Consider the following 26,674-nt stretch of genomic DNA (forward strand, 5'->3'; position numbering starts at 1 on the left):
TCATTGACGGAGGCTGTTTGTATTAGTCTGCTACGTAAGGCAGTAAAGCCATTTGGCGAGCGCGCTTGATAGCAGTAGCAAGCATACGCTGATATTTAGCACAAGTACCTGTTACACGTCTTGGAATAATTTTTCCGTTAGCGGAAATAAAACGTTTTAATAATTCAGTATCCTTGTAGTCGATTGTTTCGATTTTGTTTTTAGTAAAGTAGCAAACTTTTTTGCGTCCCATACGTTGTTTCTTAAATGCCATGGTAGAAATCTCCTTTCTATTTACCTAGAATGGTAAATCATCACTTGCAATATCTAATGTTTCAGTTGAAAAATCATTGTCATAGCTAGTAGGACTGTCCGGTGTATAACCGCTGTTATCTGCCGGAGCAGAAGCCTGATATGACGGCTGATAATTGCTCTGTCCCTCAGTATTGCTTCTTACTAAAGTTTGAACACTGTCACAGACAACTTCTGTCACATAAACGCGTTTACCTGTCTGATCTTCATAATTGCGTGTCTGAATTCTTCCTTCAACACCCAACAATGCACCTTTTTTCACATAGTTAGCCATATAGTCAGCCGTCTGCCGCCATGCGACACAGTTGATGAAATCAGCCTGCGGCTCCTGTCCTTGACTTGTGAAACGGCGGTTGCAGGCAACCGTAAATGAAACAGTGGAAAGTCCTGACTGAGTCTTTCTTAATTCTGGGTCTTTAGTAATTCGACCCACTAATACAACACGATTGATCATTGTCTTAAATTATTAAGCTTCCAGCTTAATAATCATGTGACGAACAACGTTGTTGTTGATGCGAGACAAACGATCAAATTCCTGAACACCTTCAGTTGTTGCAGTTACCTTTAACACTGTATAGTATCCTTTCATGTCACCGTCGATTTCGTAGGCGAATTCTTTAATTCCCCAATCATCAACATTGTCGATTGTACCTTCGTGGCTTGTGATGATAGCGTGCAGTCCGTTAACAACTTCCTGACGAGCTGCTTCTTCAAGATTAGCTTTTAAAATGTACATAATTTCGTACTTTCTCATGGTGTACACCTCCTTGTGGTCTATTGGCTCACCACTCACTGATGAGCAAGGAGTAAATATTAGACATATCTACCCGTATTTAGTATAATAACAAAACCTGAGCACTTTGTAAAGAAAAAAATGAATAAATTCCCTATTTTCAGGCATTTTTTCACTTTTATTCCTTATTTGCAGGTTTTTATTTTTTCATGCAGCGGCATGCTTTGATGTTTCAGCGCAAACAGCTCAGATACTGAGACGACACGGTAGTTTTGAGCGGTTAACAGGGCCAGCAATTCATCGGTGGCCTGTACGCTGGTTTCATAGCCGTCATGCATGATAATGATGCCGCCGTCTTCAATTTCTGATAAGACGTTTGCTTTGATCCGCTCCACATCCTGCACCTCCCAATCACGGGAATCAGCGCTCCATAAGACAATCGGCAAGTTAAACTGATCAAGAATGGTTTGATTAATATCACCATAGGGCGGTCTGAGCGGCATGATTCCCTCTTGACCGCTGAGAAAGCGCAGCAAATGTTCATTGCCGATTACCTGCCGCAAAGCTTCAGCCTCATCAACCTTACTCAGCCATACATGATCCAGTGTATGATTGCCAATCTCACTGCCCTGTTCAACAATTGCGCTGATCAATTTTTTATTTTCCAAGGCATGATTGCCATTCACAAAAAAAGTCGCATGCGCGCCATGCTTCTCTAAAACTTCCAAAAGAGCGGCTGTGGAAACCTTGCTCGGGCCATCATCATAAGTCAGGGCGACAATTTTCTCTGCCTCTTCGCTGACCGGTGTAACCTGCTGATTAAAAAGCACCGCCAAAAGACACGACAGCATAACGATGCCTACATTCATTAATTTGCGTTTTATCCGTTTCATACTCTCACCACTATACTCTATGCGATGAAGGATGAAATCATGAAAACGCTGAATGACTACTTTAAATCATCGGGTGTAGTTATCTTAATATTAGCATAACTGCCGCACACAACCTCAACCGGTCTATCGCCATACATTTCGACAATTGAAGCGTCATCAGTAACCACAGCGCCGTCACGTTTAGCCTTTTGTGTGCATTCTTTAATTAACGCTGTTTTAAAACATTGCGGAGTCAGCGCGATCATCAATGATTCACGCTTAAGCGTTGACATCACCTGACCTTTTTCCACAACCTTGATCGTATCTTTGGCAGGCACCATTAAAAGACAGGCATCACACGTTTCTAAGCGTTCAGCACATGCCTGAATTTCCTCATCACTGACATAAGGACGGGCGCCGTCATGAATCATAACATAATCATAACACACTGCCGCCAAGCCATTCAGCGAGCTGTCCTGACGCGAAGCACCGCCATACACATACTCAACACGATTGCCGAATAATGAACGAATAATTTCCTCATCACCTTCACTGATTACAAGTATGATCTGTTCGCAGTCAGCTTGACGTTCAAAAGCTCTAACACTTTTTTCAAGAATTGTTTCACCGTCCTCAAAACGATAAAGCAGCTTATTATAACCAAGGCCGCAGCGCTGTCCGCTGCCAGCCGCTAAAATCATGGCCGAATATTTCATAAAAACCTCCTAATCAAGCATTCCTTATTTTAAAGCTGCTAACCGATAACTCTTTGCTATCCTTTGTTTTATCTCATCAAGGTCGATTGAATCATCAAGAATAATCGTTAGCCAGTGCTTTTTATTCATATGATAACCCGGAAAATAATATTGATGATCCGCCAAGCTCTCTAATTCCTCCGGCTGAATTCTCAGATCAATGATTTCTATCAAATCATCCCCATCCAGCCCCAGCTGACGCTTCGTGATAGAAAGCATAACCCCGTACCATTTATTATTATCCTTACGCCGCCATACAGCACTCTTAGACTTTTTCCACAAAAACTCTAATTCATCACCATAAGTATTATGCACATGCTCAATCACTTCAAGCGCCTGGCTCATATGAAAAACATCCGGTTCATAGCATTGCTCGGCAAGAGACAGCAGAATCTCTTCATATTGACTTTTAACATTCCCCACAAAACTGCCGGCCGCTCCCTCTGTCAAATGCAGGGTATACGGTTCCTCAGAATAAGCATCCAAAACCTTTGCGGAAAGCTCACCCGACATAGATATCCAAATGATTAATTTCAGCTCACAATCCTTTAAATTCTGATTAAACACATAGCCTGTTTCAGTCAACACAAAACCAAAGGGTTCAAGCTTGGATAGATTTACCTTTTTATTTTTGAAGATACTATTAATTAGATTACTCATACACTGCTCCCTACATATGATGTTATTTTTCTTCATTTTATCATAAGGAGACAAACATTACTATGCTTTTAATGACGTCATGCCTGTTCATTCTTTGCTTATACAATTGATTTAATATGCTTTATTTTATCGATTACAGTCAATAAAATATTGATTTTCATATTGATTTTCTGATATAAAGTTAAATGCAGTTATTCTGGAACTATTAGAAAAATAAATTCAAATTCTGTTTAATTTGTATAAGATGTCTCAATCTTCATGACCGTTAATGAATGGAATTAAGTTAAAACAACGCCAATAATAAATCTGGCGTTGTTTCTTTATGCTGTTTGATTAGAAGCAATTGCATGCAGTTGTTTGCGTATTTTACGTTCAGCTTCATCGATGGTTGAGGTAGACTGCACGATGGTTAATAAATTAACATCCTTCGCTTTCGTACCTACCTTATCAGTAAGAATCTGCATCTTGATTTCATCATTTAATTCTTCAAATTCAAAAAATTCATCAACCGCATTTTCAAGTTCATAACGCAGACCGCTGCGTTGTTTTTCTTTTAGAAAAGCACTGCCTTCTTTTGGAAAATAGCCGACAATTAATAAATAAGCATGCTTCAGCTGTACATTTTCATGATTAAATAAAAGAATTCCCTTATCAAAAGCCGCAAATAATTTTTCCTTTAAGGCTAGCGAAGCTTCCTGAATATTTTCAATCACCACACTAGAAAGCGGCTTCTGTTTTAGTTTTGAGGCTACAATTTCCATTGTCGCATCAAAATTCAGGCAGTCAATTTCAAGAATTTCCTTTTGATGAAAATAATGTTCATTCAACGCATGAATAAAGCTGCTCTTGCCGGTTCCCTTTTTGCCATTTAAAAACCAGACCGCTGGTTTATCCATGGAAGCCGAAGTCCGCAGGGCAAGCTGTTCAAGACATGCCTGAATCACATTTTCCTGACCATGCAGGGCTGAACGCAGACCTTCTTCCACAGCCTTCAGCTTCTGTTCACTGCTGAAAGGAATATTAGAGAGCTGCTCAATACTTTTCTCCACATCAGCCAGCGTTACCGCTCTGCCCTCTCTTGACGCGCTGACACAGGAAAGATCCAAGACATCAAACACCTTGTCAGGCAGTTTCTTTTCCGGCAGATAAATCTGCGTTAACTCTGCCATTTGCCGGGCCAGCGAAGGTTCTACCTGCACATGGTGAAATTGTTCATAATCATGCAGCTTAGCTTCTACCATGCGGATACATTTATCCATATCCGGTTCATTGATCATTACCGTTTGGAAACGTCTTGCCAAGGCTCTGTCCTTTTCAATAAACCGCTCATATTCATGAATCGTTGTAGCGCCGATGCACTTGATCCGCCCTCTTGCCAAATAGGGCTTCAAAACACTGGATACATCAATGGAACCCTCGGCTTTACCGGCACCAATAATCTGATGCACCTCATCAATAAATAGTATCGTCTTGGGATTCTTTTCCACACCCTTGATAATATTTTCAAGCTTCTCTTCAAAATCACCGCGATATTTAGTGCCGGCAACTAATGAATTCAGATTTAATTCATAGATCGTATACCCTTTTAATAAGGCAGGCACCTGATGTTCTTCAATCATCCCGGCTATCTTTTCAACGATTGCGCTCTTACCGACACCCGCTTCACCAATCAGCAGCGGGTTCGCCTTTTCTTTACGGCAGAGAATGTTTAAAATTAAATCAATTTCATTGTCTCGGCCGACTACATGCGGATTTTTATTCGCTTTATTGATATTAACTAGTTCAACAATATTACTTAACTCATCCGTATGATTTAAGGTATTCAATAAATCATCCATATCAATTTCATAACGAATCAATAATTCAATTGCTACACAGCGCGGTGTTTCCAATAAGGCGCAGGATAAAGTATGCAGATTAATCTTATGCAATCCCTGATCTCTTGAAAGTCTAAGCGCCTCACTTAATATTTCATCAACGATTTGTGTATTGCCGATTTCATGATCATTATTATCCTGAAGTCCAAACAGGACTTTGCAATCTTCATAAAGCATGTCATAATCCACACAGCGATTTTCCAGATAGGATTTCAATTCACTCTCTTCTTCACTGAGTATCCCCATTAAAACATGTTCACTGCCTACATAATTATTCCCCATCTTTAATGCGACATTTTTCGCATGTTCCAGAACCCGTTCTACTTGTTCATCGTAGTTTCTGTGCATCCATGCCACCTCCTACCAATGTATTCTATGTGAGAAGCACTCACTATTTGATAGTATTCCCAGAATCAGTGAATGTTTTCCAATGAATTTTCTCACAGGACAGTGATGAAACCGCCGGTGCTTTTATGATCGTGCCGTCAATATTAAAACGGGAGCCATGGCAAGGACAGTCCCAAGTTTTTTCAATATTATTAAAATGCAAAGTACAGCCCATATGCGGACAAATCAGATCAACAATGTAGATTTCATCATCTAAACTGCGGTAGAGGCCATAGGGATGAGTGCCAAGCTTAGTAACACATGCCTCATCCTTTTCCGGCAGCAGCTGTTTTGTCTGCATCAGTTTTGATGTTATAAATTCATTCGCTGTTTTCAGATTTTCATTGATGATTTTGGTATTCATAAACAAGGTGGAGCGGGTTGGATCAAATAAGTCAGCATAAATGCTTTTCTCTTTGAGAATCAACGCGGTAAGCAGCTTGCCTGCCGTTGTACCGTTAGTATTTCCCCATTTATTAAAAGCTGACGCGAAGTAAATGTCTGCTGACAATTCACCGATCAGCGGCAGATAATCGGCAGATACATAATCCTGAGATGTCCACATACATAAAGGCTCCTGATGAAACTGAAGATCAAGGCAATGCATCAACTCACGCATCATCTTCACTGTATCAATTCCACTGCGATGTTCAAAACCGCCGGCCAGCAGCAGCGTATCATTTTCAGTATTAAAGGTACGCAGGGTACGGGTAGGTTCATCAACAGAAATAAACTGATCCTTTAATGGTTCAGCCATGTCATAGGCAGCTAACGCACTTTGGTAAGGTGACATGCAGACAGCGTATTTATGCATTGGATCAGTTAAAGGAAACTGAGTAGCCAGAATCATCTGCTTATAAGTAATTTTATGATCGTTTACAATGACACAGTGATCTTCAAATGCAGCCGCGGGTGAATGTTCATAGATATGCACACCGCTGTCCTTTAAAACCTTGGCCAATCCCTTACAATAACGATATGGATCAAAGGCAGCCTGATGCTTAAAACGAATTCCCAGTCTGACATTTGCTAATTCACCCTCACGGATTATTTCATAAGGAATCTTTAATTCATCAAGCGCATTCATTTCATCCGTGATTTCTTTTGTTTTATCCACACTCATACAATATACCACCGAGTCTTTTTCACAGAGTCCGCAGTCAAGTTCATGTTCCTCAACAATAGCGCGGATGGAAGCTATCGCTTCTTCATTTGCATCATAATACGCCCGAGCTTTTTCTTTGCCGTGCTTTTTTATTAGCTTAGAATAAATACAGCCATGCTGAGAGGTGATTTTACCGGTACTGCGCCCGCTGGCCCCATAAGCAAGGGTATCCGCCTCAATAAGCACTATATTTCTGATTTGATCACGCAGATAATAGGCACTTGTCAAGCCGCAGATACCGCCCCCTACAATTAAAACATCACAGCCGATGTCTTGATTTAACGTTTGATAATTTGTTTTCTTTCCCTGTTTGATCCAAATACTTTCCTGATTTAGCATATTTTTTCAAATCCTTTCTGAACCTTCAGCTTTAGCATGGAACATTATCAAAAAAATATGAAAAAAAGCCGCGGAACGGCTTATGATTTCTTTAATTCACTGTATCCCATCCATACGATCCAGACATAGGCACATGTCTTCGGGATCATCAGCATACCTGCCAACGGATATGTCTTCGCAAAAAGCACAACCGGAATATAGAAGCCAAAGCTTAATACGATAGCCAGCCACATATATTTAAATTGCTGATCATTGTGCAGCTTTGCCTGCTTATAGAATAATACAATAATAATCAGACCTAACAACGCGAATGGAATATTTCTCAACACACCCCAAAGTAAAGGCGCATCAGGACTCAGCCAGTCATTTTGCGGCATGAAGCATAGAATAACACGGATGATAGCCAAGCCATAGATCACTGCCTTCATCTTTGCATCATTCTTAATATCATAGCGCTTCACATAGACATTGTATAAGATACAATAGAAAACAGTCATCGTAATTGAGGTGATAAACTGACCAAAGCCTAGCGGCGCGGCATTAGCCTCCATACCCGTTGTCCACATTGCATAGACTCTTGGAACTAAGTGAAAGGCATCACCGCAGCCTAATACAACAGCCATAATCCCAAATAATTTAAACTGCGCGTTGCCATTGGATTTTCTGATCATTGTAATACCTAGGGTAATAACGGTAATCAGATAGAGAATATCAAATATTGATTCAAAAATTGCTTGCATAGTGCTCCTCCTTAAATTGAACAATGTTCATTTTGACTTAAAATGAAATCTGCCTGATGCAGATCTTATTTATAAAGCAAACGTTTTAAAACTTCCTGAAAAAAACTGCAGTCGGTAATACCACTTCTCAGCATCGTCATCATATTCATGAAAACGAATTGTGAAAAACTTTCTTTGGTAAAAGGTTCATGCCATATGGATGCGTCAATTTGATCATCCTGGTCTAAACAATGAACAAATCCTTCCTGCATATGCTGCCAATACTTCCCCTCAATATCACGGCCTTTGGCTTTATCGGCGCTGCTTAATAAGGATAGCTGTTTAAGCAGACTGGCTTCAAATTCATTAAGGCTGATACTCAGCTTCTGATAAACCTCCGCAAAAAATTCCGGAAAGCTCATCGGCTGGCTCATGACATATAAATCATCATGAAACATATGCGTCCAAAAATCCTCAATGACACCGAATATTAAATCTGATTTAGAAGGAAAATAGTTATAGACTGAGCCTAAGGCAATTCCGCATTCTTTGGCAAGACGGCGGATATTCAGCTGATCTAAACCTTCCTGATATACAATATGCTTGGCAGCGGCTAATAATTCCGCTCTGGATGTCACTGTTTTATTCATGTTTTACCTCAACTTGAACAATGTTCATTTTACTCTTATTTCACCTAACTGTCAATCCATTTTATGTAAATATTTAGAAAATAATTGATTCTAATTGAATCGGCCGCGGACAATGAAAGTTAAGCCATAGCTCTGCCTTAACTTCTTCAGGTTTTAATGAACAGCTTATGGTTGGTTCACCCTTAATATTAAGCACCGCCATTAAACGCTCATTAATCATCACTTCTACCGTTCCGCACTCTGATCCATCTGTCAGTAAATTTAAAGTTATCTGATCAGGTATAGCTTCAAAATAACGGAAACAGATATTGCTTTCCGTTATATTTACAATGCTTGATCCTTCAATACGTGCCTTATCCATGCTGTCTGCCCCAAAAGGAATGAACTCGCCTTGTAAGCCATCATAAACAAAGCATGCGGCGGCCGCGGGCAATAGGCGATGAATGCTCAGCGGCTGTTCACTCAATCCCTGTGATGTTACCTGGGCCGGTTCAAACAATCCCTGATCATTCATGTGAATGATTTCCGCGCATGCCTGACGGGAATATTGACGGCCATAGGTGTGACGATGATAGAAAATGGCATATTTCTCATTGATTTTAACAATTGAACCATGATTATTGGCATAATTATTTTTATACAATGCCTTATCCTCTAGCTTGCCGGCATTGGAAATTAAAATACCTTGATAAGTAAAATTCCTGTCCGGATAGCTGCTAACCGCGTAACAAAGCTCATGCTGAGCCTGTGAGGAATAGATAAAATAGTAACGGTTATTAAATTTTCTCAGGCTGGCTGCCTCAAGAAATTCATGACCCTCAAAACTGGACCCTTTGCCTAAGGCATAACCGGGAATCACCAGCCGCGGTTCATGTTTCATCGTCAGCATATCCGCTGCCAGTTCCGCAACATAGCCGCCTTTGGTATTTTCCGGCGTAAGATTCATTGTCGGCAATGTACCGTTAAATGAAAAACCATAAGCTAAATAGTAACGTTCGCCATCTTGCAGGATTGCTGGATCAAAGGCAATTGGCTTTTCATGACAGTGTTCTGGCAACTTAACTTCACCATAATATTCATAATGACCCGCTGGTGTATCACAAACCGCAACGCCAATCGCATCAATGCCTTCTAAAACATAATAGAGATAATAACGGCCGTCACTGCCGCGCACACAATCAGGCGCATATAATTCATGTGAACCATCCGCATTGCGGGGATCTTGACTTTTATGATAAATAACACCTTCACAGCGCCATTCATCTAAATGGTCTACAGAAGCTGAATAGACAGTATAATCAAGTGGACAGTATTTGATGCCTGCCGCCTGATCATGCGAACCATACAGGTAAACACGGCCGTCAAATACATGCGGTTCACCATCAGGGATATATTCATTTAAGGGCAGCAGAGGATTTAAGTATGTCATAAGAAAACCTTCTTTCATCCTTATTGTATGATAATTAGAAGCATATGAAAAGCCCCAGATAATGAGGCTAAATCAGAAATTTACTTATTATGCATGAATGAGTTCTAATTTTATTTGTCCTTGTGCCGCCGTTGCCGCCATTTTCGCAATTATTGCTTTTTGATCGCCGAGATAGTAATGTTTTATCGCATTGAAGTTTTCATCAAATTCATAAACCAGTGGAATTCCGGTGGGAATGTTTACATCGACGATATCATCATCAGCGATGCCGTCAAAATATTTAACTAATGAACGCAGTGAATTGCCATGAGCGGTGATCAGCACCCGCTTCCCTTCAAGCATCGCTGGTTTGATACAATTTTCAAAATATGGAACTACCCGTTCAATAGTTGTTTTGAGACTTTCTGATGATGGCAGGTCTTGAATATCAATACCGCGGTACATTGGCTGCTTAGATGGCTGACGTTCATCATCGCTGGCCAGCGCCGGCGGCAGTATATCATAAGAACGCCGCCATATTTTAACTTGTTCCTCACCATATTTTGCCGCTGTCTCTGCTTTATTCAGACCTTGAAGCGCACCATAATGACGCTCATTCAGCCGCCAGCTTTTGTTGACCGGCAGCCATGAACGATCCATTTCATCAAGAATCAGATTCAGTGTATGAATCGCTCTTTTCAAATAGGAAGTGTAGCAAACATCGAAGTCAAAGCCGTTTTCCTTAAGCAGCCGACCTGCTTCGCTTGCTTCCGACATACCTGCCTCACTTAATTCTACATCACTCCAGCCAGTGAATAAATTAGCTTTATTCCAGACACTTTCACCATGTCTTACAAGTACCAGTTGATAATTCATCAAATGTCATCTCCTTATTAAGTTAACTTTATCTAACTTATATTATCAGTATATGCCTGAAGTAGGGAAAAGGCAACTAAAGTGAATTGAAACTTTGATGAATTATTCTGTGATGACAGTCAGCCATAGCAATACTTATAATCAAAATCAGTGAATCAGCTTGCTGTTTAATTGTTTTTGTCTTTAAGCATCTAATGCTAATAATAAAGTCAAACATAATAAAAGCTGTATTCTATGGTTTATAATGGCCATATGATACAGCTTTTGTTTAGTTTATAAAAATGTTACTTTTTCTTTCTGATTGGGATCTGAATTTCTGTCAGCCAGTCTTCAGAGCTGTCTTTGTTCCAGATTCCGTCAATATAATTCTCACGCGGCATCTGAATTGGTTCATAATCATTCTCTTCAATCCATTGTATCAGTGTTGCATAAGCCTTTGATAAGCCGGCATAGTCACCTTTATGCATAATAGAAGCGGCAAGCACTGATGCCATCTTTTTGAAATGGATATCATCAAAATCCGGTTTCATCGTTTCAACAGCTTCGCAAAATTCAACTCGGAAATTACTTTCCTTATATTCTCCGTCTAAAGAAATAACGAAGCAATATTCCGGCACCCGGCATTTAAGATCCGGATATTGCTGCTGCATCTGAGCGCCGATAGCGGGAATTAATTCAAAATAGGCATTATAGCTAGGCACATTCAGCTGTTTTGTATATACGATACACTCAGGCAATTCTTTTAGTATTACTGCATAATTCATAAAGCTTTCCTCCTCTTTCCCAGTTAGGATAAATTCAAGTCGGGAGAGCTGCTCGGCTTTATCATCGATTTCCTTTTGAAGCCGCAGGCGATGCTTTTCTAAAATCATTTCTATATTTTCGCCGCTCATAATCTGCCGTATGTCTTCAATAGAAACATCTGACTGACGCAGTGATTGAATTTGATGCAGCTTGAATAACTGTGCCGTTTCGTAATAACGATAGCCTGTCGCTTCATCAATATACGCCGGCTTCAGCAAACCAATCTCATCATAATAACGCAGCGTCTTGATTGTTGTTTTACTGAGTGTGGAAAACTCACCAATTTTAAACATGTTCATCGTTCTCCTTCCTTGTGTTTTCATCATATTCCCTCCCTTAACCGGAGAGTCAAGAAGTGTTTGCTGCTTTTTTAATATTTTTGAATATATTAATTATTAAAGCTTTACTTAAGCTTCATTAATGTTTTAGCTTGTTTGAGTACAGCTTGCCCATTCATACAGCCATAATCATGCATATCAATAGCAGCAATCGGCTTATTAGGAAAGCGTCTCAGTAGTTTCTCTTGGTAATAGCGGATCTGCGGGCCTAGCAAAACAACATCAGCCGCCGGAATAACTGCATCAGCCGCAGCCATGCCATAGGCTTCAATTTCGCATTCAAAAGCCTCAGCCGCTGCCGCAGCGTGCATTTTCGATACTAAAAAGCTCGTTGACATACCGCCTGAACAGATTAAAATTATTCTTTTCATATAAATTCCCCCTATTGCTTATGATTTTAAATATTATTCATGGGATTTGAATGATGCGATAACCTTGATGAATGACTCCCCATATTGATTGTATTTTACCATACCTACACCGCTGATATCGAGCAGTTCCTCTTTTGTGGAAGGCAGACGCTGACACATTTCCTGCAAGGTCTTATCTGAAAACACCAGATAAGGCGGAATGTGATTTTTCTTTGCGAATTTCATCCGCAAAGCCTTAAGCTGATCATAAAGCTTGCTATTGACAGGTTCTCTGCGTACTGTTTTGATTTCTGCTTCTTTTGGCAGTTTCATTGTCAGCTGACAATTCTCATCAAAAAGCTGATAAGCTTTCTCTGTTGTCTGCAGCAGCGGATAATCACCTGAGGTTATCTGCAAATAACCCTGTAAGATCAATTCCTGAACCATAATGTTAATGCGCTGCACTGAGCAATGCTTTAAAGCCGCATAATATTCATTTTGGGCAGCTGCATAGCGCTGCATGCTGGCATCTTTACTGCCGTTTAATATCTTAACAATGGTGGTTTTCCCATAGCGCTGATCAGCAGATAGGATGCAGTGAATGATAATTCTTGCTTCCTTAAGAATGCTGATTTCTTCAAAATTAGTTAAACAGTTTGAACAATTGCCGCAGTATTGAGGATGGCTTTCACCAAAATAAGCGAGAATGAAACCGCGCAGGCAATCCTTTGTGGTTGAGTAGAAAGTCATTTGTTTTAATCTGGCTTTATCTTTTTCTATCAGAGCTTGAGCTTCATCGGCATCCAGCAGTTCATTGTCACGATTTTGCTCAATGAGAAATTGGTTAGTAATCACATCACGGCCGCTGTACAGCAATAGACATTCCGCCGGCATTCCATCTCTGCCTGCCCTGCCGGCTTCCTGATAATAGCTTTCAATATCCTTAGGCATATTGTAATGAACAACAAAACGGACATTGGATTTATCGATTCCCATGCCAAACGCATTCGTTGCTACAATGATTTTTTTATTGTCATAAATAAAATCTTCTTGATTCTGACGGCGTTCTTCATCCGGCAAGCCAGCATGATATCGGGTTGCTGAAAAACCATCCTGATTCAATTTATCACAGACTTCTTCAACCGCTTTGCGGGTAATGCAGTAGATAACACCGCTTTCGTCAGCATGATCTCTTAGATAGGAACGCAGTTCTTTATATTTATCTTTAGGGGTCTTGACTAAGAAACGTAAATTTTTGCGGTCGAAGCCCGTTTTGATCAGCAGCGGATCTTTAAGTCTGAGCTGGGCGATGACGTCCTCTTGTACCTTTTCTGTTGCCGTGGCAGTAAAAGCACCAATAACCGGGCGTTTAGGCAGACGGTCGATAAAGTCAGCAATGGCAGTATAGCTTGGGCGGAAATCCTGACCCCAATGAGAAATGCAGTGTGCCTCATCGATGCTTACAAAGGATATATCGGAGCATAAGGCAAAATCCATGAAGTTATCCGTGGCAAGCCGCTCAGGGGCTACATATATGATTTTGTACATACCGCTGCGGGCATTGTCAATGGCCTTTAAATATTGTCTGAAAGTGAGTGAGCTGTTGAGGAAGGCAGCCCGGACACCCGCTTGATTCAAAGCTGCTACTTGGTCTTTCATTAACGAAATGAGCGGCGATATAACGAGTGTAATACCGGGAAACATCAAAGCCGGTACCTGATAGCAGATTGATTTACCAGCGCCAGTAGGCATGATACCAAACGCGTCTCTGCCTGCCAGCAAAGCATCAACAAGCTGAGCTTGACCTTCGCGGAATTCATCATAGCCGAAGATATTTTTTAGGACTTCGTTTTTATTCATTGCGGTACCGTCCTTTCACCAAACAAGTAAGAATATTATAACTTATTTATCAGAAAGAATGGTTAGTAAAATATACTATTTATTATCACTACATTCTTCGTTTAATTTAATTGCATATTTTTTGCCGTCTATTTTTAAATTCAAATAAGACAATACGATAAGAAGCAAAACACCAACCATATATTTTATCTGAAATGAAAAAGGAATTCCACATAACATAAAAATAAAAATATAAATAAAATTCATCACAATCATTATCACCAGAGGAAGAACTAATAAATAACGCAAATGGCTAGCATCATAATTCTTATATGCACAATAAGCCGACATAATAAGTATATCAAAAAAATAAGACGGAATTACCATACTGGCGATTAATAGCAGTAATTTTAACAATTCCATAAACAAAAATAATTCTCTGTTTTCTATAAATATAATCAATATAATTTCTAGAATCAAACAAGCCCATAGAATAATGTACAACATAATATCTACAACATTTTCACGTTTTGCTCCTTTTAATATATCCAGTAATAATTCAAATGCTTTCATAATATAAAACCCACCCTTTCTTTTACCATATATCATATAATAGCTCATTTTTTATAAGAATTATCTTACAAAATCATCACAATCAACAAATAAAAAGATATGCATACCAAGCTGCATATCTCTTATCGTATCATTTATTTACTGAAATAAACTTTATCTAAATTTGCCTTCAGCGCATTCTCTAATTCAGTTAATTCTGATTCATAATTTTCTGAACTATTTGATGGTGTTCTGTCATTCATGAAACGGCCTACATTCTCTACTCCCCAGAATGCAGCTGTATCATCATCAAATACTTCAAATGCTTTCATATAACGATCCCATTTTTCATCTTCGATACCAACGCCATCGCCGATCCAGCCACGGCCGCCGCCAAGATAACCGCAGTTCATGATTGTATACATCGTCTTGCCTGTTAATAAGCCTTCAAGACCAGCAGCACCATCCTGGTAAGCAAACTTCTTAGCGAATACTTCCTCTTTATAACCCTTTACAATGGCAATCTCTGAATCATGCCAGTTAGGATAAATAAAGATGATATGATCTGCCTGAGATACTAAATCCTGTTCTGCTTTAATTTTCTCAGAAGGTTCACCTTGTCCATCTTTAGCATAATAGAAATCCGCAGCACTCAGCACTGGATTAAAATTCATTGTATACAAGTCACGTTTTTCAACTTCCATACCTTTTTCTTCTAAATAACTCATAGTAGTATTAGCTAAATCCCATAAAACACTATTATGTCTTGGGTCACCAATAATAACTAAGGCTTTCTCTTTATCACTGTCAGTAAATCCAGAAGGCGTTACCGTCTTAACATATTCCTCTGGAACAATAGATGCAGATGTTACAGCATCCTGCGTAGGACCCGTGAATGAATCAACAACTGGTTTATCATTTTTTTCTTCTTCTTTTGGCTGATCCTCAACTTTTGGTTCATCCTGTTTAGGAGCTGATGTGCACCCTGCCAGCATTAAAACAGCCAGCAAACTTAAAGCTAACTTCTTCATATTTCCCTCCAAATGCTTCGAGTTTAAAGAGCAAAAGCATAAGCTCATGCTTTAGTGTTTTACGAGCAAAAGCATAAGCTCAAACTTTGAATTATCTGTTTGGAGTATTATAAATAAAACCTAAAAGACTTCGCTATCAATAATTATAACAAAAGTTATTTGTTTGTCAAACGCATTTCGTTGATATGATACATACTTCTATATTAAAGTGTATAAGATCAAAGAAAAACATATATTTAGGGCTTTAATTATTGCCGCATAATGCCTCTGCTTTTAAAATTAACGACTGCATGGGCTTAGTTAGCTGTTTATATTTATTGAAAATTAAATAATTTACATTCCTTAATTCAAGATCTTTTACTATCAGTTTTTTTAATGCTCCTTGCTTTACTTTTTCAGCAATAATGTTTTCAGGAAGCAGGGCAATACCCATTCCCTGCATCGCTGCTTTCATTAGGACATTGGAATTAACACTAGTCCAGAGCGGCTGTATTTCTATATTGTGAAGCAGCAATGTGCTGTCAAAAACATCGCGAATGGCACTGCCCTTTTCTCTCAGCAGAAGCGGTTTGGAAATAAGCTCTTCAATCGTAATTGCAGCAGACGCGATATAGGCAGGGGCACAAACCGGTATGATTTGGTAAGAAGATAAGGGAATTGAATTGAATTTCTCCTGTGGAAAGGCACCTTCAATAAATGCTATGTCAATTTCATTATTTTCTAGTTTCTCTAATATTGCAGAGGCGCTTGCGATTGTGACCGGCAGCATAATATCCGGAAATTCTTTTTTCATGCTGTCAATGAGATCAATAAGAAAAAGATGTGCAACCGTTATACAAGAGCCGATGCGCAGTGGTGATAATTCATCAAATTTCGCAATATCTTTTTCTAAGTCATCAAAAACTGAGAGAAGATGTTTTGCTTTTTCCATCAGCAATGAACCCGCGGAAGTTAATATGATATTTTTAGGTGTTCGTTCAAACAACGCGGTACCTACTTCATTTTCCAAATCATGTATAACATGTGAAATAGCAGGCTGGGTCATATATAAAGCTTTTGATGCTGCGGTAAAACTTTTGTGTTTGCATACCTCAACAAATATTCTTAGCTGTCTTAAGTTCATAAACGCCTCCATAACTATTTAGTAATAGATATGATAAAATAATAGCATTTTATTTATCATAAGTCGAATGTTATAGTAGCAATGAGGTGTTGTTTATGAATAAAGTTAAAACTTATTGTTGGTTGTTTGGCATTAATCTATTTATCAGTGCGTTCACTTTTGGCGGCGGTTATGTAGTGATTCCAATGATTAAGAAATATTATGTAGAAGAAAAGCAGTTATTTGATGAAGAGGAATTAATGGATATTGCGGCTATTGCACAGTCTTCACCTGGGGCAATCGCGATTAATATGAGCGCATTAGCCGGATATCGGGTAGCTGGCTGGCAGGGGTTGTTGATTAGCTGCTTTGCGGCCATTTTACCGCCGCTAGTAATTTTGTCTGTTGTTTCAGCGGTATATTCGTTGATTCGGGATAATCGCATCATATCGGCGGTTTTAAAAGGAATGGAAGCTGGTGTAGCTGCTTTGATCGTCGATTTAATTATTGATATGTATGCTTTAATCATCAAAGAAAAGCAGCTGTTTTATACTTGCATGGTGCCAGCTGCGTTTATTCTTAATTATATTTTTCATGTAAATGTTGCCATAATCATACTTGGCACGCTGTTTGTGTGTATTTTTAAATACCAATTCTTTAAAGTGAGGGCTTGATAATGAATCTTTTATTTCAATTATTCTTTGATTTTTTTAAGATAGGTCTATTCAGTATCGGCGGTGGTTATGCGATCATTCCAGCAATAAGAGATCAGGTTGTCATTTTAAGACAGTGGATCACTTATCAGGAATTTACAGATATCATCACTATATCACAGATGACACCAGGGCCTTTAGCCGTTAATACCTCTACCTTTGTTGGTATGCGAGTCGGCGGACTAGCTGGGGCATTGCTGGCTACGGTTGGATGTATTTTAATGGGTGTTGTGATAACGGTGGGACTCTATAAGCTATTCAGTAAATATTCTTACTCAGCGTATTTTAAAGAGATGCTGAAGGGGCTGAAATCAGCCTCACTGGGTCTAATTGCATCGGCGGCAGCGATTATTCTCGCATTGGCTTTTTTTGGTTCTGAGAATATAAAATTATCGGCGCTTAATATGAGCTCAGTGATTATCTGCATGACTGCGCTTATTCTAGTGAGAAAGACCAAGCTGAATCCGATTGTGATTATGATTCTGTGTGGGATGATAAATGTAATTATATAATCATACATTTTCTGATTCAGATTTTTGTATTAATTCAAATTTCTTATTCAAAAGGAATGCATTAAACTGATCACATTTTTGCAAACTTAAAAATTCACCAGAGTATATAAATTTTATTAAATAATCAAAAACTGATTCTAATAACAATAAAATATATACACAAACAATAAAAACAATTAAACAAATGAATAAATATATTATAAATGAAATCAAATTCGCAGATGATAATAAATTTTCATAGTTGAAGACATTAAAATCAAGCGTTTTAGAAATAACTATTCCTAAAACAATTAAACCTACAGTTTTATATATATCCTTGATTTTACTTTTATCTATTATATGTTTATTTTTTTTCATAACTTCATCATTGTACTGAATGAGGAAATCTATCATTTCTATATTATAAATATTAAATTCAGTTACAAATTTAGATTCATTATATTTGATAATCAAATTTAAAAGTATGTGATATGCACTTTTTTATTATTAATTCTAAATAAACATTTACTGTTTAATATTACCTTTTTTTCTTCATCTTTGACTCTTTCAATCCAAATGTTTTTGTATATATCTCTCCATTTTTTTGTTACCGAATGAAGAGAAAGACATACAAAAAACATACTAATTATAATATACATAACAACTACAATAATCTCAGGTAATCCACCAATTAAATAATAAAAAAACAAATACACTAAAGCACACAACGGAACTGCCAGCAAGAAAGAAAACGCAATGTTATATTTATAGATGATGCCAGTTTTTCTTAGTAAACCTAAACAAGTACAATTCTCATAATAATTATCTAAAATTTTTTTCATTATGTTTTCCCCTCATAATAAACATCCTATTTTCTTATAATAATACTATAAAGTACCTTCCCACGTAAATCAACATTAGTCATAACATAAAACAATCTATTCCGAGAATCAGTAAGCGCAAACAAAAAGGCTGAGATCTTTTCTCAACCCTTTTTCATTCACCTGTATTACAACTTCAACAATTCCTTAATATACGCACTCAATTCACAATCACTGCTGAATTTCTTATAGTTTTCTTTAAATTCTGTATAATCAAGAATGGATTTTAAATACTCTTGATCCAAGCCTTTAAGTGCAGCAATGGTTGATTTACTTATTTTACCTTTTATATTATTCATGAAGTTGGCTCGGCTTCTTGCTTCACCTTTTGCATAAATATCGGGATAACCCTGCCCAAATTCACGTTCAAATAACCGTTCAAATACATATCGCAGATTAATCTCAGCACCCCAGCCAAAATATTGTGCAAATGGCATTGAGATACAATTACCAGCATTTACCTGCGCAAACAAGTATGCATCTAAAGGTTGATTTACATATCCGCAGTACAAGTTTGGAAAAGAATTGCACGACATCATTGCTCCTTGACCAGTACCACAGCCTGTTACTACAAAATCAGCAATACCGCACTCAATTAATACTGAAGCCAAAACACCAATCTCAGTGAAATTGATTTCATGCTGATCTTTCTCGTTTACCATTCCTAAACTAATCACATCATGGCCGTATTGGCTCACCACATCAGCTAAAGTTGAACAAATTAGTTCATGTTTATCTGCCTGCGAATCTTCATTTATTACCGCTATTCTCATATTAGAAGATCCCAATAAATGCGCCGGCTAATCCAAATACGATCATTAAAGCAATAATCGAAATCGGCTTCATTTCTTTCTTCAGCAGCCAATATACAAAACCAGTAAATAATAAAGGCAGTAAGTTAGGCATGATTGTATCTAAAGTAGCAACTAGGCTTGTACTTTCATCAAACATAATTGCCAGAGGAACACTTACGTTTGTTGCAACCATCGCGCCAATAACCATTAAACCAAGAATACCGGCACCTTTGAAGATACGATCTAAGATACCGCTCTCCTGGACACTTGTCAAAAAACTCGACCCTAACTCATAACCTTTAAACACTAGCCAATAACGAGCCGCAAAATTCGGAATATTGAAAATCAACAAATAGAGAATAGGTCCCAAAATATTACCTTGGAGTGCAAGTGATGCGCCTATTGAAGAACCAATTACACGTATACAACCAAAGAAAATAGAATCACCAATAGCTGACAACGGCCCCATCAAACCTACTTTAACTTCATTAATAGATTCAGCATTAAAGCCATCGACAGTCGCATTTTTCTCTTCTAATGCCGCTGTTATAGACATCAGCAAGGTACAAATAAACGGTGTAATATTATTAAATACTAAATGCCGTTTCAAAGCCTCAGACATCGCTTCTTTATCATCGCCATACAGCTTTCGCAGAACCGGCATCATTGACCATGCCCAGCCTAAGTTTAATTGCCGTGCATAATTGAAAGAAGAATTATACGCAATAGAGCGAACAAACACTTGCTTTAGCTCTTTTCTCGTTATCTTTTTCTCTGTAATCACTGTATTAGAAGTCATCGTCACTACCTCCTTCAACCAACTGTGTGCCATGATTGTTCGTTACCAAATAAGCTATTACCAGTGCAATTGCCGCAATACCAATAACCGGAATCTTTAAATAAGTCGCAATCAGGAAACCAGCAAAGAAATAAGGTACTAAGTCTTTTGTAACCGTCATTTTAACAAGCATCGCGAAACCAAGTGCCGGCAACATTGCTGATGCTGCCGAGAATCCCTTAGATACCCATGCCGGAATCTGATTCAGCAATGCTTCAACCGCCGGGCCTCCCAGATAAAAGCAAAAACCAACTAAGACTGACATCATAATCGGGTAGGTCAAGGTTGAAATCACATGCATTCTTGCTACACCCTTATCATCACCTTTTTCAGCATAAGCATCAGCTACGCCATTAAATGATTCACGAATCACAGAATAAATAAACTGCTTAATAATTAATGCAAATGTTGCAATTGGCAGCATTAGCGCCAGCGCACTTTCAACTCCGCTGCCAGTTGTGATTGCAAAAGCTGTTCCCAAGATTCCACCGGTATAAATATCCGGCGGCAGAGCAGCCCCAATCGATACAGTACCAATAAAAGCCAACTCTAAACTAGCACCAATAATCAATCCCTGAGTAACATCACCTAACACAATGCCAACAAGAAGACCTGTACATATAGGTCTGTCATACTGTGAATAACCGAGAGTATCTCCCATATACACCAGAAAAGCAATCAATGCAATGAGTACTGATTGTATCATATTTTTTCTCCTTTTTTATAATTTTCTTGCTCCATCACTTGGAACACTTCTAAAATCAATTTCTTTGCCCTCTGACTTCAGCTCGCGAAGCATTTCCTCTTCTCTGTCCGTCAGATTCACACTATGATTCAATTTACATACATGTGATCCATCATGTGGTTTCACATTACCAATATTAATATTCTTAATTCGATCAACTGCTTTACCTAATCGATATGCATCCTGAATATTTTCAACAACTACAAATAATTCATATTTATCTGCTTTCCCCTGGTTCAGCGCCTCAATTGATTCTTCAACTGATTTAATAATCAGCTTGCATGATTGCGGCTTTGCCAGCTTTAGCGTTGTTTTTCTAAGATCATCTAAAACTGCTGTGTCACTTGCAATTAAAATACAATTAGCTCCTAAATAACCGGTCCAAGAAAACGCAACTTGACCATGCAGCAGGCGATGATCCACTCTTAAAATCTTAATCATTAATGAAATCCTCCTCTTTAAAAATCATCATCAACATTAGAATTCTGTTCAATATCATTACACAAAGACATTCCCTTAGCACAGCTCTTAATCACTGCACGAATACGTTCTTTGTTTACTTCCTCTGTCTGCATTATTAATTCCAATAGAAGAGCCAAATTCAAACCACTTACCAAGTAGAATTGAAAATCATTAATATAATTCATAAACATATTATTGATACTGCCGCCTAATAAATCAGTAACAACAATCAAGCTGCTTTCTGAATAATCATGAGATTCTAATAAACTTTTAATTCTTTGCTCGTAGTCCTCGCCCTCTTCTACATAGCAGCACAATGTTTCAACATTTTGTATTTCACCAACAATAATTTTTGCTGATGATAAGATTCCCTCAGCAAAATATCCATGTGTGGCTAAAATAATTCTCGTTCTTTGCACTAATAACTTCCTTTCTACTTCACGATATCTTCCCTGACAAAATCAAAGAGATACGCTATTTCCGCGATTTCAATTTGGATGCCATAATGATCGCAAGTTTTCTTCATACTTTTTCTGGCTATATCAATAAAATCCTTGTGCTTTACGATAAATTCATCAAGATCCTCTTTATTGGTGATTGGTTCCTTTGTAACAAGTCGTTCAACCATACAACATAAATGGATATACAAACCAACTAGATTATTCCTGCTGAATTTAACATTTAATTCACACTGCAGGTCATTCACAGCATTTTCCACATACTTAAACAATATTCTGCCATCAAGAATACTTAAATTTGCTATAATATTTTCTAACGAAAAATTATGCAGCAAGTTATCTAGCAATGTTTGTGTCTCATCATTGCTGAAGTACTGACTCAGTCCGCTCAAAAGATAATCTAGATTTTTTGTATTCAAAATATTCTCTAATGAAATATACTTTTCACTTGTCACTTTATTTGTCATTCCAGAAATAAATAATAAATTGTATTCATTTTCAATATTACTCATAAAGTCTTCACTCATAACGTTATCAACTGTAAATGATTCAATTTCCAGCATGATGTTTTTAGGCAGACTATTAACAAACAGCTGCTTCATTCGATTAGCCATGCTGATTCCATTATCTGATACAAATATAATCAGATTCTTTTTAGACATGTTTTTATATAATGTATAACTGCTTTTAGAATGTTCAACTGATGTTTTCAGAATTTTTTCGATGGATAAACCTTCTTTCACCATATATCCAATATCTAATGCCAACTTTGTTGAAACATTATTAATCAATCCTATATTCTTATTAGGAATATCTTTTAGAGAATCATTAATACCTTCCAATGAACCCATGTCAACCAGAATCAAAATATCTGTTTTAATCATGTATTGCAGGACAATGTTCTTTATTTCATCCATCAATTCAAGCGTTGAATAGTTTAATGATAGATCTAGTGCTTCAAAAATGCTTGATCCTAATAATGTATTTACTGCATTCGCCATTGAAGATGCCGTTGAATCACCATGGGCAACAATAAAGCACAGAAACGGTGAGGCATTATCAAAATTGTTATACATATTTAAATTTAACAGCAAGATTGAACGAAGCACATCGTCTCCGCGGAAGTCTAAAGTAACTTCCAGCAGTTTAATGATTTTCTCTGTTAGCAGATGAGCGGCAGGATAATTCATTTGGTAATAGCTTATAAGAGTTTCAATTTTATATCTATTTTTACCTTCCCACTCAACATACATATCTGATTTATCTTTACTGTTAATCAAAAAATAGGCAATCATGTTATAAGAAACATACGGCATTGTATATCCATATGATTTAACCAAATTAGTAATTACCCTCTGAACATTAGTTGACAATGTTTCAATTTCAGTTAGACTGTCAACTTTCAGACATGAATTAAAACAAGAGGCTAAATCTAGAAAAAGCTGTTTATTCTGCAGAGTTGGAAAATCACCATGAAGCTGCTTATTTGAAAATTGGATCAATAAACTCGACAGAATATCAAGAATCCGATGATTTTTATTACACGGTGTATAAGCTGATACATCGATCAAATTCAATTCCTCACCCTTAGGCAAGCAATTATTCTCTAAATCATTCAGCCTTACATAATTAAGCGGTAATTCAGTAGCGTCAATAATCAGCCTGTCTTCATCAGAACGGGCATTCAAAAGAGCGCATAGATCAGTTAAAATATTGTTTAAATCATCAATATTTCGGTTATATTTCTGATTAATCAAAGCCTGCAGCGCATTTTTAGAAAGAAATATTTTCTTCCTCAGCTTTAACGCTTTATCCTGCAAGATCTGAATTACAAATAATTCTCTTTCTTCATAATCTAAAAGATGAAAATCCGGAAGTTCACAGACTACGGGAAAGCATTGAGCAAGATCACCATCAATCAGCGTTTTGTAATTGCCATCCACTGATATAAAAATATGGCATTTCACTTCGTTTTTCACACATGTCTTAGCATCAAAATAGAAGCCTTTTTCGACTATCCTGCTTAACTGCTGCTGATTTTCTAACGACATATTCTGACAATTACGAATAAAGACTATGCCGCCGTTCACTTTTTCAAGATATCCTTTGGCAGATTCTGTACCGACCAGCTGACTCAGTACATCTGTATCCTTAGCTACTTTAATCTCCAAAAGCTTCGCATCTTTTGAAAATAAACCGTTATCAGCACCATAGATAAACATTTCTCTTATCAGTCTGGTTTTTCCTACTCCAGCATTACCATGCAGGATAACCGGTAAGCCAATCCCTGGAAATTTTAATGCTGCTTTGATTTGATTGATCGGTTGTTTTAAAAATGTATCGTAGCCAACCAATTTTTGATAATTACGTTTAATTTCCGATTCCTCCTGTATCGTTTCAATCAAATCATCTAAACCTAAAAAATAATCCTCAGTAAGACTGACATGGAATTTATCTTCCAGGGTACGCCGATCAAGAAAATAAACAGGTCTTGAAGTTATCTTGACCAGAATGCCTTCACGATTCAAATCATTCAGATACTGACTTGCCAAACTTCTAGATATGGACATTTCTTCGCAAATTGAATTTGATGTAAAACAATCCATATTATGAAAATCAAGGCTTTGTGTCAGTTCTTCGACATAACTCAAAATTTCATTTTTTGTTGTACTCATATGAACTCCTATTTCTATATTACATCTTAATTTAAGAAAACCTTTATTGACATAATCTTTAACAGTAAACCCATCTTTTAGACAACAATTAGGATTATTTCAACACTATTTACAGCTGGCTGACAAGTTCCATGCAAGCATCATAGATTGCTTCTTTCCCAATATGAAGCTGTGATTTCAGATAATCCACACTGCCTACCTCACTATAACGGTCATTGACAGCTATAATCTTAAACAGAGGTTTTTGCGGAAGCTGTGTTTCACTGATCAAAGCGCCGATGGCTTCGCCTATGCCGCCAAAACGATTGTGATTTTCGACGCTGATAACAATTTTATGAGTATTGATTACCCGCTTGATCAAATCAGTATCAAGGGGTTTTAGAAACAGCAGATCGATAATTGATACAGTCTTATCACATTGTTCTTCAATTCGTTTTGCCGCTTCGATAGCATCGTTAATTTCAGGGCCACAGCATATAATAGCAATATCTTTGCCTTGCTTATAAATTTTACCTTTTCCATATTCAAATTGTGTACCTTCATCATAAAGGACTGGATTCTTAGTCCGTGGAATACGAGCATAAATAAAGCGAGGATGACTGGCATATTCTCTTAATATCCAATCGACACATCGAGCATCACTAGGCGCAAAAACGGTAAGATTAGGTATACTTCTGGTGATTGCAATATCTTCGAAAGATGTATGAGTAGCACCGTTATACTGTGACCAATAGCCTGGATCTGAGGCATAAACAAACAGGTTATTCTGTGCAAAACCAATTGATACATATAACTGATCCATAACCCGCCGGGTTACAAATGGGCAAAATGAATGCATAATAGGTTTGAGTCCTGTTTGAGAAAAGCCGGCACAGGCTGCAGTCATATTTGCCTCAGAAATACCAAAATTCGAACTTCTTTCCGGATATTTTTCGAATAATGGTTTTAAACCTGATGAACAGGCCAAATCAGCGTCACATACAATGAGCTTATCATCTTTGCTCATTAATTCATCTAAGGTTTCACTTAGCTGAGCTCTCATTTCTTTCATCATCATTCTTCACCTGCTTCCCATAGTTCAATATTCTTTTTCAAAATATCACTTAATGTTTTATCGACATGGATATGATGACAATTACTCATCTGTTCTATTTCTGGTACACCATGTCCCTTGATGGTATTCATAACTATGCAATTAGGTCTATTACTATTTAAACATAATTGAATCGCAGAATCACATTCATCAAGTGAATTTCCATTAATTGTTATTGTGTAAAAGCCTAAAGATGGCATAATTTCGTCAAAATGAAAATTAAAGCTTACTTCTTTGGTATAACCATCTACTTGTTTTTTATTATCATCAATAATAATCGTCAAGTTATCCAGCTTTTTATTAACTGTATATTGAAAAGCTTCAAACACTTCTCCTTCATTACATTCACCATCGCCGATGATGCAGTAAACATGACCGGCCTTTTTTTGCAGCTTTAATCCATGTGCCAAACCAACCGCTTGACTGATTCCTTGACCTAACGAGCCAGTTGTGCAGTCAACACCAGGTGTTTTATTTCGATCTGGATGGGACGGAAGCAGTGTGCCATTTTTATTTGATGTCATAAGCGCTTCTTCACTTATTTTACCTTTTACACATAAGGCTGCATAATAAGCCGGTCCGGCATGACCTTTAGATAAAACAAACCAATCCTTTGGATCATCTTTGATATATTTCGCAAATAAAACACTTATACATTCGATAATTGAATAGACGCCGCCGGCATGCCCCATACCTTCTTCGATAAACATTTGGCTGGTCAAACTTCTGATTTTATTACACATTTCACTTATATCTTTGGTTACCAAGCTATCCCT

At 37.7% G+C, this 26,674-nt stretch carries 30 protein-coding genes; 2 read left to right on the forward strand and 28 right to left on the reverse strand.

Annotated features, from left to right (window positions below):
• Positions 1–22: 22 nt before the first annotated feature.
• The 18 genes from rpsR to DWZ33_RS06370 form a co-directional block, all read right to left on the reverse strand.
• Positions 23–253: a 30S ribosomal protein S18 gene (gene rpsR, locus DWZ33_RS06285; protein ID WP_022937234.1), complete on the reverse strand. Its 231-nt coding sequence runs from the start codon at positions 251–253 to the stop codon at positions 23–25.
• Positions 254–277: 24 nt separating this feature from the next.
• Positions 278–745, reverse strand: a complete 468-nt coding sequence (ssb, locus tag DWZ33_RS06290) for a single-stranded DNA-binding protein (protein ID WP_022937235.1) — start codon at positions 743–745, stop codon at positions 278–280.
• Positions 746–757: 12 nt separating this feature from the next.
• Positions 758–1,045, reverse strand: a complete 288-nt coding sequence (gene rpsF / locus DWZ33_RS06295) for a 30S ribosomal protein S6 (protein ID WP_022937236.1) — start codon at positions 1,043–1,045, stop codon at positions 758–760.
• Between the two features lie 164 nt (positions 1,046–1,209).
• On the reverse strand, positions 1,210–1,917 hold the full coding sequence (locus DWZ33_RS06300) for a polysaccharide deacetylase family protein (protein WP_118454204.1): 708 nt from the start codon (positions 1,915–1,917) through the stop codon (positions 1,210–1,212).
• 56 nt (positions 1,918–1,973) lie between these two features.
• A complete protein-coding gene (gene ispD / locus DWZ33_RS06305) occupies positions 1,974–2,612 on the reverse strand; it encodes a 2-C-methyl-D-erythritol 4-phosphate cytidylyltransferase (RefSeq protein WP_118454205.1) in 639 nt (212 codons plus the stop codon).
• 24 nt (positions 2,613–2,636) lie between these two features.
• Positions 2,637–3,311 carry an MmcQ/YjbR family DNA-binding protein gene (locus DWZ33_RS06310; RefSeq protein WP_182425550.1) on the reverse strand — a complete coding sequence of 225 codons (675 nt, stop codon included), beginning with the start codon at positions 3,309–3,311 and terminating at the stop codon, positions 2,637–2,639.
• 320 nt (positions 3,312–3,631) lie between these two features.
• The gene (locus DWZ33_RS06315; RefSeq protein WP_118454207.1) at positions 3,632–5,536 is read right to left on the reverse strand and encodes an AAA family ATPase; all 1,905 of its coding nucleotides are present in this window, start codon (positions 5,534–5,536) and stop codon (positions 3,632–3,634) included.
• 43 nt (positions 5,537–5,579) lie between these two features.
• On the reverse strand, positions 5,580–7,079 hold the full coding sequence (locus tag DWZ33_RS06320; RefSeq protein WP_118454208.1) for an FAD-dependent oxidoreductase: 1,500 nt from the start codon (positions 7,077–7,079) through the stop codon (positions 5,580–5,582).
• An 80-nt stretch (positions 7,080–7,159) separates the two neighbouring features.
• A complete protein-coding gene (locus DWZ33_RS06325; RefSeq protein WP_022937242.1) occupies positions 7,160–7,819 on the reverse strand; it encodes a hypothetical protein in 660 nt (219 codons plus the stop codon).
• 65 nt (positions 7,820–7,884) lie between these two features.
• Complete coding sequence (locus DWZ33_RS06330; RefSeq protein WP_118454209.1) at positions 7,885–8,448, reverse strand: TetR/AcrR family transcriptional regulator; 564 nt, start codon at positions 8,446–8,448, stop codon at positions 7,885–7,887.
• Between the two features lie 73 nt (positions 8,449–8,521).
• The gene (locus DWZ33_RS06335; RefSeq protein WP_182425552.1) at positions 8,522–9,877 is read right to left on the reverse strand and encodes a family 43 glycosylhydrolase; all 1,356 of its coding nucleotides are present in this window, start codon (positions 9,875–9,877) and stop codon (positions 8,522–8,524) included.
• Between the two features lie 87 nt (positions 9,878–9,964).
• Positions 9,965–10,732 carry a 2,3-diphosphoglycerate-dependent phosphoglycerate mutase gene (gpmA, locus tag DWZ33_RS06340; RefSeq protein ID WP_118454211.1) on the reverse strand — a complete coding sequence of 256 codons (768 nt, stop codon included), beginning with the start codon at positions 10,730–10,732 and terminating at the stop codon, positions 9,965–9,967.
• Between the two features lie 284 nt (positions 10,733–11,016).
• Positions 11,017–11,859 (reverse strand): MerR family transcriptional regulator, encoded by an 843-nt coding sequence (locus tag DWZ33_RS06345; protein WP_118454212.1) that lies wholly within the window; start codon positions 11,857–11,859, stop codon positions 11,017–11,019.
• Positions 11,860–11,939: 80 nt separating this feature from the next.
• The gene (locus DWZ33_RS06350) at positions 11,940–12,245 is read right to left on the reverse strand and encodes a PTS sugar transporter subunit IIB (RefSeq protein ID WP_118454213.1); all 306 of its coding nucleotides are present in this window, start codon (positions 12,243–12,245) and stop codon (positions 11,940–11,942) included.
• Between the two features lie 33 nt (positions 12,246–12,278).
• Complete coding sequence (recQ, locus tag DWZ33_RS06355; RefSeq protein ID WP_118454214.1) at positions 12,279–14,084, reverse strand: DNA helicase RecQ; 1,806 nt, start codon at positions 14,082–14,084, stop codon at positions 12,279–12,281.
• Positions 14,085–14,159: 75 nt separating this feature from the next.
• A complete protein-coding gene (locus DWZ33_RS06360) occupies positions 14,160–14,636 on the reverse strand; it encodes a hypothetical protein (protein ID WP_118454215.1) in 477 nt (158 codons plus the stop codon).
• A gap of 134 nt (positions 14,637–14,770) precedes the next feature.
• Positions 14,771–15,646 (reverse strand): NAD(P)H-dependent oxidoreductase, encoded by an 876-nt coding sequence (locus tag DWZ33_RS06365; protein WP_022937249.1) that lies wholly within the window; start codon positions 15,644–15,646, stop codon positions 14,771–14,773.
• Between the two features lie 244 nt (positions 15,647–15,890).
• Entirely contained in the window at positions 15,891–16,769 is an 879-nt protein-coding gene (locus DWZ33_RS06370; protein ID WP_182425554.1) for a LysR family transcriptional regulator, read from the reverse strand.
• Between the two features lie 95 nt (positions 16,770–16,864).
• On the opposite strand from DWZ33_RS06370, the gene DWZ33_RS06375 reads away from it, so the two are divergent.
• Both DWZ33_RS06375 and DWZ33_RS06380 read left to right on the forward strand, forming a co-directional pair.
• Positions 16,865–17,422, forward strand: coding sequence for a chromate transporter (locus tag DWZ33_RS06375; protein WP_118454217.1), 558 nt, complete (start codon positions 16,865–16,867; stop codon positions 17,420–17,422).
• A gap of 2 nt (positions 17,423–17,424) precedes the next feature.
• Positions 17,425–17,973: a chromate transporter gene (locus DWZ33_RS06380; protein WP_118454218.1), complete on the forward strand. Its 549-nt coding sequence runs from the start codon at positions 17,425–17,427 to the stop codon at positions 17,971–17,973.
• On the opposite strand, the gene DWZ33_RS06385 is transcribed toward DWZ33_RS06380, so the two are convergent.
• From DWZ33_RS06385 to DWZ33_RS06430, 10 genes are all read right to left on the reverse strand, one after another.
• On the reverse strand, positions 17,974–18,330 hold the full coding sequence (locus DWZ33_RS06385) for a hypothetical protein (RefSeq protein ID WP_147352874.1): 357 nt from the start codon (positions 18,328–18,330) through the stop codon (positions 17,974–17,976). It lies immediately after the preceding gene.
• Between the two features lie 98 nt (positions 18,331–18,428).
• Entirely contained in the window at positions 18,429–18,794 is a 366-nt protein-coding gene (locus DWZ33_RS06390) for a hypothetical protein (RefSeq protein ID WP_118454220.1), read from the reverse strand.
• 167 nt (positions 18,795–18,961) lie between these two features.
• Complete coding sequence (locus tag DWZ33_RS06395) at positions 18,962–19,606, reverse strand: RpiB/LacA/LacB family sugar-phosphate isomerase (RefSeq protein WP_118454221.1); 645 nt, start codon at positions 19,604–19,606, stop codon at positions 18,962–18,964.
• A gap of 1 nt (position 19,607) precedes the next feature.
• On the reverse strand, positions 19,608–20,426 hold the full coding sequence (locus DWZ33_RS06400; protein ID WP_373128177.1) for a PTS system mannose/fructose/sorbose family transporter subunit IID: 819 nt from the start codon (positions 20,424–20,426) through the stop codon (positions 19,608–19,610).
• Positions 20,416–21,171: a PTS mannose/fructose/sorbose/N-acetylgalactosamine transporter subunit IIC gene (locus DWZ33_RS06405; RefSeq protein ID WP_118454223.1), complete on the reverse strand. Its 756-nt coding sequence runs from the start codon at positions 21,169–21,171 to the stop codon at positions 20,416–20,418. The genes DWZ33_RS06400 and DWZ33_RS06405 overlap by 11 nt, the downstream gene beginning before the upstream one ends.
• A gap of 15 nt (positions 21,172–21,186) precedes the next feature.
• On the reverse strand, positions 21,187–21,651 hold the full coding sequence (locus DWZ33_RS06410; protein WP_118454224.1) for a PTS sugar transporter subunit IIB: 465 nt from the start codon (positions 21,649–21,651) through the stop codon (positions 21,187–21,189).
• A gap of 17 nt (positions 21,652–21,668) precedes the next feature.
• Positions 21,669–22,091, reverse strand: coding sequence for a PTS sugar transporter subunit IIA (locus tag DWZ33_RS06415; RefSeq protein ID WP_118454225.1), 423 nt, complete (start codon positions 22,089–22,091; stop codon positions 21,669–21,671).
• 14 nt (positions 22,092–22,105) lie between these two features.
• Positions 22,106–24,805 carry a PRD domain-containing protein gene (locus DWZ33_RS06420; RefSeq protein ID WP_118454226.1) on the reverse strand — a complete coding sequence of 900 codons (2,700 nt, stop codon included), beginning with the start codon at positions 24,803–24,805 and terminating at the stop codon, positions 22,106–22,108.
• 109 nt (positions 24,806–24,914) lie between these two features.
• Positions 24,915–25,862 carry a transketolase family protein gene (locus DWZ33_RS06425; protein WP_118454227.1) on the reverse strand — a complete coding sequence of 316 codons (948 nt, stop codon included), beginning with the start codon at positions 25,860–25,862 and terminating at the stop codon, positions 24,915–24,917.
• Complete coding sequence (locus DWZ33_RS06430; protein WP_118454228.1) at positions 25,859–26,665, reverse strand: transketolase; 807 nt, start codon at positions 26,663–26,665, stop codon at positions 25,859–25,861. The genes DWZ33_RS06425 and DWZ33_RS06430 overlap by 4 nt, the downstream gene beginning before the upstream one ends.
• Positions 26,666–26,674 lie beyond the last annotated feature (9 nt).

Source organism: Dielma fastidiosa, assembly GCF_003475485.1.
Lineage (GTDB): Bacteria > Bacillota_I > Bacilli_A > Erysipelotrichales > Erysipelotrichaceae > Dielma > Dielma fastidiosa.